This window comes from Methylocaldum marinum, assembly GCF_003584645.1.
Lineage (GTDB): Bacteria > Pseudomonadota > Gammaproteobacteria > Methylococcales > Methylococcaceae > Methylocaldum > Methylocaldum marinum.
In genome coordinates this window covers 3,149,182-3,162,861 of sequence record NZ_AP017928.1, presented here as the reverse complement: position 1 = coordinate 3,162,861, position 13,680 = coordinate 3,149,182, and the positions used below count along the sequence as shown (strand labels likewise).

Sequence of the window (13,680 nt, the reverse complement as noted above, 5' to 3'; positions counted from 1 at the left end):
ATGCTCGCGGTTCACCGTGTTGCCATTGTGCCCGCTGATTTCGAGCCTGGCCTATTTAAGCGTGAACGTTCGATTGTAGAAAATAGGTACGAATACGTGTCTCGATTGTGAATCAGAATTTGTCCTGCGAGCATTCTTATTTCGGAGAAGTAACGTCCGGAATTGTCCGCGGAGTCGAATTCCGGTTTCCGTATCGACGGAGCCGATGCCGATTTAGGGTAAGCCTGCGTGCGACTTTTACCGAAAAGCTGCCGAACTTGTGTTACTTATGCTTCGCTAGCCGCTCGGTTTTCGGTTGGTCCAGCCTTCAAAATTGAAGTCCGCCGTGGACGAGCAGGATTTCATAGAAATAGAGCTCGGCGTCTAGGCATCGTTTTATATTCGGTGCCTGGCGGAAACCGAGTTGTTCGCTATGGAACAGGAAATAGCCGAAGGGGAGGCCTTTCTCACGGAGCGCTTTGACCATCATTTCGGCTTGGTTCGGAGGAACCACCCTATCCTCGCTTCCCTGGAAGAAAATCACCGGCACCGATAATCGGTCGGTGAAATTGATGGGCGAACGGGCTTTGTATTTGTCCTTTTCCTCGGGGTATTTGCCGACCAGCCAATCGAGATAGCGGGATTCAAACTTATGGGTGTCGCGAGCCAGCGCTTCCAGATCGCCGACCCCGTAGTAGCTCGCGCCGATTTTGAAGAAATCGCCGAATGTCAGCGCACACAGCGTCGTATAGCCCCCTGCGCTTCCCCCGGTTATCGCGGTACGCGCGACGTCGGCACGTCCGGTTCTACACAGAAAACGCGCTGCATTCGTGCAATCCTCGACGTCCACCTGCCCCCAGCTTTGATAGAGGCGATTGCGGTATTCCCGGCCATAACCGGTGCTGCCCCCGTAGTCGACATCGATCACCGCGTATCCCCGGCTCGTCCAGTATTGTATTCCCAGGTTCAGGGTGCTCGATGCGGCGGCGGTGGGGCCTCCATGGCTTTTCACGATGAGTGGCGGCAATTCGTTCGCGTCGGCGGTGAACTCGGGATTATGCGGCGCATAATAAAACCCGTAGGCGCTTCTATCGCCGCTGGGAAATTCGATTTGCGCGGGGAGCGAAATGCAGGCACGGATCGCGGGATCTTCCGCGACGTCGGTAGACCGTCGGAGTACCTCGACGGTATGCGAGTCCATGCCGATCCTGACGACCGACAGCGGTCGGTCCGGGGCGCCGGCCCGGACCAGCACGCAGTCGGCATTCACCCGTACGCTCAGTATCTCGGTATAAGGCAAGTCAATGGGTTCGACGTGTCCGGTGTCCGCGTCAAGGATCGCGAGACGGGTGCGCCCGCCTTCGATGTAGCTGACGACCAGCCGCGAGTCGGAAGCGAATCCGTACGTCGTCATGCCGAGGAACCATTGCGCTCGCGCGAACTCGGCCTGTTTCGGCATGACCGCTTCGACAGAGCCGGCGTTGAGCCGATACAGGTTCCACCAGCCGCTGCGGTCCGAGATGAAATACAAGGTTCCGCTCGGCGACCATTCCGGCTGGAAAATCGATTCGCTCGCAGAGCCGGCGATCCTGGCCGGCGAGTCTATATCGCCCGAATCCGTCAGATTGGCCATCCATAACTCGGTGCCGGTCCACGGCATGCTCGGATGGTTCCAGGTCAGCCACGCGAGCCGTTTGCCGTCCGGGCTAATCCTCGGGTTGGAATAAAAATCCTTGCCGGAGACGAGTATCCGATCCGCCGCCGAGCCGTCGATAGCGACGGCAACGATCGTGTTGATCACGGTCCCGTCGGCAGCGCCGTGATCTTCGCGCACCGCGATCATTCGGCCTCGGCGCTCATCGATCACGCCGTCGGCATACCGGCATCGGGGTGCCTGCCCGATGGGGCGAGGAGGCTCGCCCGGATCTTGCCGGTACAATTTCTGATCCTTGTCGTTGCTGAAATACACCACGCCGTCTTTGACGGTGACGGCTCCGCCGCCGTACTCGTGAACCCGGCTTCGAGTGCTGTATTGTGCAGGTGTGACGTCGATCGTGGTTCCGTCGGATAGACGTTTCACCAGAACGCAGCGTCCCGCTTCTTGCGGACGGCCTTCGATCCAGTAGACCTCGTCGCGATCCGGGAAAACGTCGATGAGACTAATGGCCTCGGCGACAATGAGATCCGATGTGATCGGAGATTTCCAAGATCCATAAGGGGAGATTGTCATGGTGTTTCGACTCCTGTTGAAAGATCCGCTGCTGCCTTTCCCATCTTCGATGAATTCATCGTAAAAAGGTTGTAGGCGCAGGCGAGAATTTGCATCAGCCAAGGATTCCGGATTTTAGCCAGTTATTAACCCGGCCTATAAACATAGGCCGGGTTAATCCGGGGCAGGGATGCCCCGGCGCGGCGACAAGCCGCGTGAGCTCAGGCCGGGCGTGTACCGCGGCCTGGGCGGCGGCCCGTAAATACCAGGAGGGTATTTACGGGCCTGATTAATAGGGGCGAAGCAGGGCAGGGGACTCGGAGCAGGCGCACTGAGTCGCGGATGAGCTTGCGGCCGGCCGAGCCGAGTACGTCGTGGTCCGTAAGGGTAAGCCCCGATGCATTTCATGTCGCATATCCATTACCCTGCGATCTGGTCTCGAATACGGCCGAGGGGCTAATCATGGCAATCTACATTGTCCTTAATCAATTCACCGACCAGGGTGTTCGCGCTCTCAAGGACACGACCAAGCGGGCGGATACCATACGCGAGATGGCCCGGAAGCTCGGCGTGACTACCAAGGCGTTCTACTGGACGCTCGGGGATTACGATGTGGTCGATATATTCGATGCGCCCGACGATGCATCCATTGCTGCGCTGGTGGCGAGCATCGGTGCCGCCGGCAACGTGCGAACCCAGACCTTGCGGGCTTTTTCCGAAGAGGAAATGAACGGGATCATCGCAAAGCTCGGATAGGCGGACGCGGGAGGCCGCCCCGCGGCGTGCACCCTCTTCAGAGGGAGAATGTGCGGGGCCAGCTTTAGAATTTTCAGGTCGAGCCCATGTCGGGTGTGGAAGCCCCTTGCCGAGCGCCGCGCAGCAGCCGGCAAACTGGGCCTGATTCCATTCGGCATTCGAGTGAACATTCATCGTAGGATGGGTAGAGCGAAGCGAAACCCATCGACGCCGCTTGGGCCAACCGCTTCGTCGGCAAGGATTGCCGACCGACGAATGAGTGAATCCATATTCCCCAGCCGAAAGCGCCGACGACTTCCGCTCACGCCACGATCTGCGCCAGGTACCGATCCGCTTCCTCCGGCACGGCGAACCAGGGGAACAGATCGAGCGGATCGTCGAAGCCGTTGGCGATGCGTTTCGCCAGCGCCGGATAGCTTTGCGCCGTATCCATGATCCTTAAGACGTGCGGAGGCGGCGGCTGCAGCAGCGCGTTGGTCCAGCCGACCACGAACTGCGCATAGTTCCAGTAACGGTCGAAGGACGCCTGCATGAATGCTTCGTCGAACGGCCGGTCGCCGTGGGCGACGATGGTATCCAGGTAGATCTTCGCGGCCTTGGACGCGTTATTCGAGCCCTGCCCGGTGATCGGATCGTTGAGGCAGATGGCGTCCGCCAATCCCAGCACGGCTCTTCCGGAAGGCAGCCGCCCGATCGGCTTGCGCACGGTCGGGGCGATGGCGCCGGTGAGAATGCCGTTGGCGTCGGTCAGTTCGATCCCGCGGCAGCGCTCCGCCTCCCAGGGCAGGAAAGTGTCGAGTATCCGTTTCGAGCGCTCGAGATGCTGCGTTGGGCCGGTGATGTCCTGCCAGCAGTCCATCGGTCCGCCGGGAATGCCTTCGAACACCATGATGTGGCAGGGGCCGCTGTGGGTCAGGGCCGGGAACACGAAATACTCGCCGACCGCCGGGATGAGGTTGAAGTAGGCCGCGGAATGGCCCGGCCGCGGCGCCATGCCGTGCACATAGGTCAAGGCAAGGATGCGCTGCGGCTTGTCGAACGGCGATTTTTCCGCATCGCGTTCGAACAGTTTCGCGATCTCGCTCTTGCCGGCGGCGACGATCGTCAGATCCGAGGCCGCGGCGTAGCGATCCAGGTCGGCGACGGTCGCTTCCCGGATGTCCAGCTTGCCGCCGCGGCGCTCGAACTCCTGCAACCATACGGGGTATTTCGTGCGCTGGTCGACGCTCTGTGCCGGGCGCTCGAGCAGGCCGTTCCATTCGACTGCCTTCTGTCCCGAGCCGTCGGGTGCCGGCACGGCGAAATTGATGGAATCGACCGTCGGGCATTCCAGTGCCCAGAAATCGAGCCCGATCTCGCGTTCGTTCTCCAGCGCCTGGCCGAACATACACTGGCTGGACATCACCTTGCCGGAACGGATCTCTTCCGCCGTACGGTTCTGCACCAGCTCCACTTCGTAGCCTTTCGAGAGGAGGCCGCATGCGAGCTGCAGGCCGGCCTGTCCTCCGCCGAGTATCGTGATCTTGCGACTATTCATTGTTATTCCTTATTGCTATCGCTGGCTGTACTCAGGATGCCGTGGTCATTCCGCCAGGAGCGGTATCGCGGGATCGACCCGCTCGGGGCCGATGGCCGTGTAACCGCCGTCGACCCTGAGTTCGGTGCCGGTGATGAAGCGCGCCGCGTCCGATAGCAGGAAGGCGACGGCTTCGGCGACTTCGGACGGATCGCCGGTGCGGCGCAGAAGATGGAAAGGCGCTGCGACGCGGTCGGCCTTGCTGCGGTCGTCGTGAGTCAATTGCTTCATGACATTGCTCCAGGTCCAGCCCGGCGATACCGCGTTGATCCTGATGCCGTCGGGCGCAAGGTCCAGCGCCTGGCTGCGCGTCAGTTGCAGGATCGCGGCCTTGGAAACCGGATAGACCCAGCGCCCCGTCTGGGCGACATGCGCCGAGATCGAGCCGAAATTGACGATCGCGCCCCGGTGCTTCTTCAGATGCGGCCGCGCAGCCTGCATCAACATGACGGAACCGACGATGTTGACGTCGAACGCGTTCAGCCAGTCGCTGCGCGTGGTTTCGGCGCCATTGTCGAGATAGGTGCAGGCGACGTTGACCAGGAAATCGAGCCGGCCGTGCCGCTCGACGGTTTGCGCGACCAGCGCGGCAATGTCGTCGTCGCTGGTGATATCGGTGCGGATAAAGCGCGCCTTTGCGCCGATGTCCTCCGCAACCCGCCGGCCGTCCGCTTCGTTGACGTCGGCGATGACCACGTTGGCGCCATAGCCCGCCAGCACCGCGGCGCAACTCTCGCCGATCAGCGTCGCGCCCCCGGAGATGATCGCGGTCTTTCCGTCCAGACCTTTCATTGGAATCCTCCCCCCTTCCGATAGAACTTATCCGCAAACAATATAAATCGCCGAGGGTGCTTTCGGAATTCAATTATCACGGCAGCCCGGTTTTGGAACGCCGCGCCGCCGCTATGGCCGCCGCCTGCATTTTCTCCACACCGCCTTGGCCAATCCGGCCAAGTGTTTCAGATCATGCCCTAAATCGGAGGGGCAAACTGTTCACGTCGAGCGCTCGAACAATACCCTGCGTCAGCGCTCGGCGCACTATTCCAGGAAAACCTCGGCCTTTAAAGAGCATAAAGCGCCTGATCCATTGGACGGTGGTGGGTTTAAGTAGTTTATATACTACAATGTACAATTATTTCTTAGCTTAAGCATTGACTGGACCAATGGCCTATCAAACGATTCCGTGCAAATACTGTAAAAGTTCCGATGTGGTGCGCTATGGTACACAGAGTGGTTACCCCCGCTTTCGTTGCAAGCACTGTGGGCGCACCTTCAAGACCGAATACATTTACCGGGCCTACGAGTCCGGTATCAAAGAACAGATTGTTGACATGGCGATGAATGGCAGTGGTATTCGAGATACCGCTCGTGTTCTCGGGATTGGGAAAAACACAGTCATGTCTACACTGAAAAAAAGTCCACCGAAGTGGTCACGGTGAATCCTTACATCGGCTCTCGGGAAATCGCCGTGGAAATCAGGCATCTCTTTGATTCGCCGATGGATGTTCAGGCGGACGAACAGTGGAGCTATGGGGCTCGCAAGAAGAACCAACGTTGGCTCTGGTACGCCATCGACGCCGCCACCGGATGCATTTTGTCATTTGTGTTTGGGCGGCGCAAAGAGGACGTTTGCGAACAATTGATCGCCAATCTGCGCGTTTTCAATATTCGAACCTATTACACCGATGATTGGCCAAGCTATGCGGCGTTCATTCCGGCAAACCAGCACGTCATTGGTAAGAAATATACGCAAAAGATCGAAAACAAAAACCTTTTGTTACGCACTCGCATCAAGCGCTTAACTCGCAAAACGATCTGCTTTTCAAAATCTGAGTTGCTTCACGATGGGGTGATCGGCCTCTTCATTAATCGCCACTGCTTTCAACTAAATTGACCCACCACCCATTGGACATATTGTGTTTCCCTACTAATATCGTGATGTTTGGCTCTGATGCGGGCGCGCACCTGATTCAGCAGTTTCGGGCTACCGGCTGCGGGCGGTGTGTTTGCTTCGGTCATGAGTCCCGTCTACATGAAGCTAGTAGAGTTGTTTCAGATGCTAAACAATTGTAAATCAACAGATTTTATAGTTCCAAAGCCCGGCGGAAAGTGAGAAAAAATAATCCACGAAGTGACCCAGATGATTTCTAATCCGATGCATCAAGCAGTGGAAGAACTTCATGCCGCCGATGGCATGCTCAACGATGACCCGCGTGGCGGCTTGTTTTCTGTTCTGTTTCTTCTGCTCAGGCGTCAATGTCGGATTAGGGTTTTTCTTGGATTTTCTGGGTTTCTTGTGGGGTAGATATATTTGGGTACTTTGATAATCTTTGTCCGCGCCCAGAAATCCTAAGTCAAGCCATAAATTGACCTTCTCGAACCACGCTGAACCCGGCGTGAAGACGTCTTTCATGAGTGTGTAGTCATGTACGCTGCCTGCCACAATGCAACACAAAAACAATATCCTTCGATTAAAGTCGGAGATTACGAGGGATTTGAGCGTATGTCTTTTTTTTTCCGCTGTAATGCTTTTCCTGTTCAGTTTCATCTTGGGGTCGAACGCAAGCGACCTCCACGCCATCGATCGCTATGTTCTTATATTGATCAATGAGTTGAGAGAATTCTGCTGGGGTTGTTAGCGTGCGCTCAGGCATGACGTTGAGGATTGTCAACGCTCGCCCTAAAACCGGCAGCAACCGGTCGATGTGGGCATGGGCATGTCCGCCACTGAAACCGAAATGAAAGCCCAGAACGTCAAAAGTGGGATAGGTTTTCAGATAGTACAAAACGAAAAACAGCTTTTTCTCATAAGAATCAAGATAACCTTTAGGGCCGCCCTGTTTAACGTGTTTTATCTCGCCCTTTTCGACACGCTCTCGATCGATGGCTTGAGCGGCCGACTCGAATACTTTGACGAGGGCTGTGAACTTCGCCTTGGGCATTCCAATCAACGATGCCACGATGCGGTCATCGGTTATTTGGCTAAATTTGTCGTAGATCATGGAAGGTTTTTATATTCGGATTTGTTTGAGAAACAAGTGGGCTATCAATACCATGCGTTAGCATCAGGTACAACTCTATTAAATACAAACATTTAGAAAGATACGTTTCGAATTATGCACCTCACTGGCCGGTGTTATACACATGGGGTAGGTGTCGAATACAAAGTTCGGCGGAAAAATGAGATACCACGACTGGCACCTTTCCGGGTACTCCGTCCTAGATGGCGGGGCTCGCATCGTTCTGCATTTGCTCTGGAACTACCCGCCGCAAGAGAAATTGGAAAACCATATACAGTTTGCTGGCGTCGCGGCCTATCGCTTCAATCACACGGATAGCGCAATAATCACGGAGATCGAGGAAGCACCTATTGAGGAATACTTCAGGGTTGAGAAGGAATTCATCACCTGGGCAGCCAAACAAACGGGGCTCCGTGATTGGCCCGGAGATATTGATACGTACCGGTGCCGCCTTGACACAGAGGGTTTCAAATACTGGAGCATCGGGTCGGCAATAGGATTTGAAGGCTTTGTGGTAGCAAAGGCAGCTTCGGAGCTTAAGGCTTCGGAGGTGTCGGCCAAATGAATCCGCCGAACAATCGGTTGCACTCCGACCCACAAAAGCGGCACCGTTTTGGTGGCATTTGTTGGCTTCATCTGGCCGCTTTTGCGGGCGGGTGAACCGAAACGTTAGGCAAAGGGAACAAATGAGCGATTGGGACTTTCTGCACGATATGCACAATGACGGCTACAGCCCAGAGCAAATAGCAGATGCCGCTGCTTGTGGGTATAACCCTTGGGAATGGCAACCACTAAACGAAATTGAGTTGCCTGCGCCGCACCCGCAAGACCCTGAACGAGTTGAAATATTCGAAAACCTAGTCGATTGCGCAAAGTCTTACCACACTCTTACAGGGCGCTACTTGCAAATATGGGGCGAACTTGGCGAGTTATATGCCGAAGTCAAATATGGTATCAAGCGGCACAAACCACACACCAAGGGTTCAGATGGCAAACTTGGAAACGACTTTGTTGAAATAAAGACGATCTCTCCAGAAAAGGACGGGGGTAAAGTTCAAGTCAAGCGAGCTGGGAATTTCAATCGGCTATTGGTAATCAAGGTCAGTGAAAAGTTTGAGTTCGAGGGGCGCTTCATTGAACGTAAGCGGTTATCAAAAGGAGAAGGAACATACGCGAGAGTGTCTTGGTCGGCTCTACCCCCCACCAACGAGGAGCCTCAATCATGAACCGCACGCCTAACAATCGCTTCGAGAGGGACGCTCCTCCGAAAAGCCGGCTCCGCGCCCCTCAAGCTAAACGTTATCGCGCCGAGCAAAGCTCGGCGTATCTTGCGGGGTGGAAGTCCCCGTCGGGTAAGGGCTAGCCACCCGCCCGAATCGAGTCTTGGACTTGCGGCGGAGTGCGGAGGCACGAACAAGGCAGGATAAGCGTAGACAGAGAATCCTGTAGGCCGTAGGGGTGGTCGCGCCCCCTGAAGTGCGGGTACAGCTTCGAAAAGCTCAATCCGGATGCCGAGGGTCTTAACGTGCACCGAAGGCAACACAGAAGCACCCGTATATGGCGAGGGTGTGGAGATCCGGCGGAGTCCTCAGGCCGTGGCATGCAGGAAGAGATACGTCGTAGAACTCGGAAAGCCCCGGAGAGGCTCCTGGGGGTGGTCTGTCCGCTCGCAAGGCATGCGGCTGTTGAGGCACGAAGGGGAAACCCGGAAACAGGGTTAGACCGAAGCCTAAACGAGGGGAAGAAACGGGCCATGCCAGGTGGGTCGCTGCGAGGCGGCTAGGAGCCCCTGGGGTGTCTTATCAGGCAGAGTACTCTGAGCACGGGAAAGCCGTGTACATGGGAAAGGACCTGACGGAAGTACGTAGCCCGCAAAGGAAACTCATGCCGGACACAGTCGGACTGGAACAACACGAGCAAACCTCACTGCGGGGAATAGCACGGCGGGCGCAGCGCTGCAAAGACCACCGTTTTCGGGACCTCTACCGGTGCCTGGATGGCCCGTTACTCCACCGCTGCGGGCGCGACCTGAACAAGCGAGCGGCCAGTGGCGTGGACGATGTAACGGGACAGGCGTACGAGCAGGACCTCACCGCCAGCATCGAGTCACTGGCGGAGCGACTGAAGACAAAACGCTACCGGGCCAAACGGGTCCGACGCTGCTACATCCCCAAGGAAAACGGCGGCGAACGCCCGCTGGGGATCCCCGCTCTGGAAGACCAGTGGGTGCAGCTCGCCTGCGCCAAGCTGTTGGGCGCCATCTACGAGCAGGACTTCCTGCCCGTCAGTTCGGCCCTTCGAAGGGCGGTGATTAGAACAGAAACTTCACTTAAGAGGGTGTCCAAATTTCCGGGGCCGGCTCTCTCCTATCAATGGAAGCCATGGGGAAGAGCGGGTTACCGCGAACTGATAGGCATGAGCGCACCCATCCACATGACAAGCAAGCTGAACATCCCTAGAGAAGCGAGCGACGCGCTGGGCGTTGTTCAGGGTGCTCTCGGCCGCTCTGTCGTGGCGATCTATTTGTTTGGTTCGGCGGTTGTGGGCGGGCTTCGACCCAAAAGTGATGTCGATGTCCTAGCAATCGTTGATCGCCGTCTTTCGGAGGCGACTCGTCATATGCTCGTTGAAGAGCTAATGCGAGTGTCGGGGCGGGTCGGAAATGACGAGGGTCGGCGGCCTCTTGAGCTTACGGTCCTTTGTCTTTTAGACATCGTCCCGTGGCGCTATCCGCCAAAGCACCAGTTGGTGTGTGGCGAATGGCTTAGGGATGATTTTGAGAACCGGCGGGTTCCCGCCCCGGGCGCGGATCCGGATCTCGCCATCGTTCTAAAGAAGGTCCGGGATAGCAGCGTCCGACTTGTGGGTCCCGAGGCCTCGGCCATACTGGATCGAGTGCCGATGGCCGATATCTGCAGGGCAATGCAAGACTCTCTGCCCGGCTTGCTCAGTGGTGTATCGGATGACGTGCGCAATGTACTATTGACTCTCGCCCGGATGTGGTACACAGCGGTGGAGGGTGAAATCTCGCCTAAAGACGTTGCGGCGGAGTGGGCGGTTCCCCGGTTGCATGGCGGGGAGGCGTCCCTCCTCGAACTCGCAAGAAGAGGCTACGTCGTAGAATGCGCGGACAGCTGGACGGGGAAAGAGGCCGACGTTGCGGCGCTCGTCAGAACGTTGAAGCACGCAGTACAGTCGTCTTTGGCCGCACAGCGGTAGAGCCCGGCTGTGGTGGGTTCAGCATGTGCATATGAGCAAGTGCCTAACCAATAAGGTTAGGCATTTCATTTACATTCGCATTATGAACAGAAACTTGGGATGACAAAGATGCAGACGAAACCGAAGGTGATAATCTCGTCGGTAGACGCGGAGCGGCTGGAAAAGCTTATTGAGTCATTGCCGCGTAAGTTCTCTCCTGGCAAGGACGATCTTGAATCGGAATTGGCCCGCGCGGAAGTAGTAGAGCCGAAAGATATCCCTCCCACGGTGGTAACGATGAATTCCACAGTGAGGTTTGAGGTCGAATCCTCGCTCGAAGAGTTTTGTCTAACGCTCGTATATCCCAAGGATGTGGACGCTTCCGGCGAGAAAGTTTCCATTCTTGCGCCGGTTGGTAGTGCTCTGCTCGGGCTTTCTCAAGGGGACGAAATTGAATGGCCCAAGCCAGGTGGTGGGGTGTTGCGAGTACGCATCAAAGAAGTCACCTATCAACCTGAACGTTCTGGTGAGTACCACCGGTGAGCGTCTCATTGATCGCCATGAAATCGCCGCTATGGCCAGAATCACAGAAAAAAAGTTGACGTATGTCATTCATCTGATCCGGGAAATGGATCACAAAGACAAAGAGGTAATGTGCGATGAGATATTTCGTGAACAACCGAACCTTCTCGCGTCAGTATTGGTATTGACAAAAATGGCTGTATCGCCGGCGCATGTAGAGGTAGTGCTGAAAGCTCTCATGGTGGCGCACCTCGCGCTTAGAGAATCCGGTGAAAGGATCAAGACAATAACGGACGAGGAACAAGAGCGCGAATTTCAGCGGTTGGCGGCCTGGGTGAAGTTCGCAGAAGGAATGGCACCAGCATTAGCGGCGGAGTCAATCAAGCAATATGTTGGCTTCCAGAAAGAACCGTGGTTGCTTGCTTACGTCATCGCACTGCTGCAAGAAAATGGAGTGCTTATGAGTACCAACGAGAACTCCAAGTATCCGGTCTTGTCGGCATTGAATTTGGTCGGGTGTATTGCGAATGCGCAGAGAATTGCATAACCAGCCCATCAATCCGACGCTCACTTCGCTGCGCTTCGTTCGCGCGGCTTATTGGCGGCGTTAGCCGTCAATCGGCAAAGTTTAAGGTAAACATATGACCGTAGAAAGCCAGCACGATGTTGATGGGATTCTGAATGCCGGACGGGTTGTCGCCCGCGTGCGTGACGCCATGCTGAATGCAGTTGAGCCGGGAATGACGACAGCTGAACTGGATAAGTTGGGAGGTGATTTGCTGGATCGCTTTGGCGCTAAGTCAGCACCCAGAGTCACATACAACTTTCCGGGCGCAACCTGCATCAGCATAAATGAAGAGGCTGCGCATGGTATTCCGGGTCACAGAATTATCCAGGCAGGGGACATTGTAAATGTCGATGTTTCCGCCGAGTTGGACGGCTACTTTGCTGATACTGGCGGCACAATCGTTGTTCCACCTATCGCAAGAGTCGGGGCGCGGTTGTGTCATGCCACTCAATTGGCCTTGCAGCACGCGCTAGCCGAAGCCCGAGCGGGCGCTCCAATCAACCGGATCGGAAAAGCCATTCAGCGTACTGCGAAGTCACATGGGTTCAAGGTAATCACGAATCTTGCCGGCCATGGCATCGGGCGGAGTCTACACGAAGAACCTGAGGGTATCGTCAGCTACTTTGATCGTCTCGATACACGCCGACTACAACTCGGTCAAGTAATTGCTATAGAGCCGTTTCTTTCAACAAAAAGCACTTATGTAACCGAAGCGGAAGATGGATGGACGCTTGTTGGCCATCCCGCGAACCTTTCCGCACAATACGAGCACACCGTTATTCTGACGAGGGGTTCCCCAATTATTGCTACACTTTCTGAAGTCCACGGCTAACAACAGCATCGGCTCGGACGCTCGTTTCACCCTTGCCGGTTATGCCGGGCGCTGGGCCCACAAGCGGATATCAGGGTCAGACCGCGGTATTCGTCCGTAATCCGTGGACGATTTACTCTTGTAACGATTCTGTAACGCTTCATATTTCTTGATGTCTCTATTTTCCTGAGGAATGCCGATGCCAAAAGAACAGATTAACGCTATGGGCACTCTCAATAACAGATGGGGCGTCTGCGGCTTCAACAGTTCGCTCTACGCCCTCTACGAGCATAACCCGAGAAAGCGCGCCGACTTAACGTCGGCTGCCAAGGTTGATACTCGCGTCGCAGCCGAAATCAAGACCTTTCTCAAGATGCTTCAGGCTGAAGGCAATGCGAAGCTGCTGTCCGACATCGAGGCGTTTACGCGATCCTTCGGCGGAAAGTGGGCCGGATTCACGATCGCCGGCTACATCCAAAAGATCGATGCCGAGGCAGCTAAGGAAGGGGGGAAATTCAAAGCCAAGATGCGCCCGGACCTTTCCCTGGCTTTGCCGCCTCACGCCGTGGTGGCCTATTTGCAGAAAGTGGCGGGGTTTCCGGGCGCAAAAGTCGTAACCGATCCAGTCGGTGGAAACTTGCTCACGTCTTCGACGGCGAACGAGCAGATCATTGGCATTCGCGATCCAAAAATGGCGAGCTACAACGGGTTGGCACACTGGGTCTACATGAATAACGGCGTCGTCTACTCTTGGGGTCGTCAGTTCACGAGTATCCAACAGGCGGGCGACGAATGCGGCTGCACAGGCGTGGCGTGCATCGTTGAGTTGGTCTGAACCCTTGCGATTCCCGACGCGCTGTTCCAGAGCGGTTCAACTTTTGCAGTTTGACTTCATGTCTGGCGCAAAGGCACAGAGCGGGTCGCTCGCGCGTCTTGGAAAGAATGATGCATTCGCGCAAGGCACGGGCGATATACGACAGTTCCGCCCAACAAGTCCATCCAAGCGACGTGCGAAGACACACGCGCGTAATGACCGCCGTC

14 protein-coding genes are annotated in these 13,680 nt (G+C 56.1%); 9 read left to right on the top strand and 5 right to left on the bottom strand.

What is annotated here, in order from left to right:
• Nucleotides 1-307: 307 nt before the first annotated feature.
• The gene (locus sS8_RS13975; protein WP_145986532.1) at nt 308-2,209 is read right to left on the bottom strand and encodes a S9 family peptidase; all 1,902 of its coding nucleotides are present in this window, start codon (nt 2,207-2,209) and stop codon (nt 308-310) included.
• A gap of 441 nt (nt 2,210-2,650) precedes the next feature.
• On the opposite strand from sS8_RS13975, the gene sS8_RS13970 reads away from it, so the two are divergent.
• Nucleotides 2,651-2,944, top strand: coding sequence for a GYD domain-containing protein (locus tag sS8_RS13970; protein ID WP_119630150.1), 294 nt, complete (start codon nt 2,651-2,653; stop codon nt 2,942-2,944).
• Between the two features lie 301 nt (nt 2,945-3,245).
• On the opposite strand, the gene sS8_RS13965 is transcribed toward sS8_RS13970, so the two are convergent.
• Nucleotides 3,246-4,481 (bottom strand): styrene monooxygenase/indole monooxygenase family protein, encoded by a 1,236-nt coding sequence (locus tag sS8_RS13965; RefSeq protein ID WP_119630149.1) that lies wholly within the window; start codon nt 4,479-4,481, stop codon nt 3,246-3,248.
• Nucleotides 4,482-4,526: 45 nt separating this feature from the next.
• Entirely contained in the window at nt 4,527-5,312 is a 786-nt protein-coding gene (locus sS8_RS13960) for an SDR family oxidoreductase (RefSeq protein WP_119630148.1), read from the bottom strand.
• Between the two features lie 371 nt (nt 5,313-5,683).
• Here sS8_RS13960 and sS8_RS13955 point away from each other — a divergent pair.
• Nucleotides 5,684-6,414 (top strand): IS1 family transposase gene (locus tag sS8_RS13955; RefSeq protein ID WP_119629372.1). Its coding sequence is split into 2 segments (ribosomal slippage): nt 5,684-5,948 and nt 5,948-6,414, totalling 732 coding nucleotides; the frame shifts between segments, so codons are not numbered across the junction.
• A gap of 180 nt (nt 6,415-6,594) precedes the next feature.
• Here the strand turns inward: sS8_RS13955 and sS8_RS13950 are convergent.
• Both sS8_RS13950 and sS8_RS13945 read right to left on the bottom strand, forming a co-directional pair.
• A complete protein-coding gene (locus tag sS8_RS13950) occupies nt 6,595-7,068 on the bottom strand; it encodes a transposase family protein (RefSeq protein ID WP_084161864.1) in 474 nt (157 codons plus the stop codon).
• Nucleotides 6,992-7,522, bottom strand: a complete 531-nt coding sequence (locus sS8_RS13945; RefSeq protein ID WP_119630147.1) for a helix-turn-helix domain-containing protein — start codon at nt 7,520-7,522, stop codon at nt 6,992-6,994. The genes sS8_RS13950 and sS8_RS13945 overlap by 77 nt, the downstream gene beginning before the upstream one ends.
• A 178-nt stretch (nt 7,523-7,700) precedes the next feature.
• On the opposite strand from sS8_RS13945, the gene sS8_RS13940 reads away from it, so the two are divergent.
• From sS8_RS13940 to sS8_RS13910, 7 genes are all read left to right on the top strand, one after another.
• A complete protein-coding gene (locus sS8_RS13940) occupies nt 7,701-8,105 on the top strand; it encodes a hypothetical protein (protein ID WP_119630146.1) in 405 nt (134 codons plus the stop codon).
• Nucleotides 8,106-8,226: 121 nt separating this feature from the next.
• Nucleotides 8,227-8,766: a hypothetical protein gene (locus sS8_RS13935; RefSeq protein ID WP_119632791.1), complete on the top strand. Its 540-nt coding sequence runs from the start codon at nt 8,227-8,229 to the stop codon at nt 8,764-8,766.
• A gap of 1,207 nt (nt 8,767-9,973) precedes the next feature.
• Entirely contained in the window at nt 9,974-10,759 is a 786-nt protein-coding gene (locus tag sS8_RS13930) for an aminoglycoside adenylyltransferase family protein (RefSeq protein ID WP_119632790.1), read from the top strand.
• A gap of 108 nt (nt 10,760-10,867) precedes the next feature.
• Nucleotides 10,868-11,281 carry a nucleoside diphosphate kinase regulator gene (gene rnk, locus sS8_RS13925; RefSeq protein WP_119632789.1) on the top strand — a complete coding sequence of 138 codons (414 nt, stop codon included), beginning with the start codon at nt 10,868-10,870 and terminating at the stop codon, nt 11,279-11,281.
• Entirely contained in the window at nt 11,265-11,807 is a 543-nt protein-coding gene (locus tag sS8_RS13920) for a hypothetical protein (RefSeq protein ID WP_145986531.1), read from the top strand. Before rnk ends, sS8_RS13920 begins: the two co-directional genes overlap by 17 nt.
• A gap of 94 nt (nt 11,808-11,901) precedes the next feature.
• Nucleotides 11,902-12,660: a type I methionyl aminopeptidase gene (map, locus tag sS8_RS13915; protein ID WP_119630144.1), complete on the top strand. Its 759-nt coding sequence runs from the start codon at nt 11,902-11,904 to the stop codon at nt 12,658-12,660.
• A 178-nt stretch (nt 12,661-12,838) separates the two neighbouring features.
• Nucleotides 12,839-13,474, top strand: coding sequence for a hypothetical protein (locus tag sS8_RS13910; RefSeq protein ID WP_145986530.1), 636 nt, complete (start codon nt 12,839-12,841; stop codon nt 13,472-13,474).
• Nucleotides 13,475-13,680 lie beyond the last annotated feature (206 nt).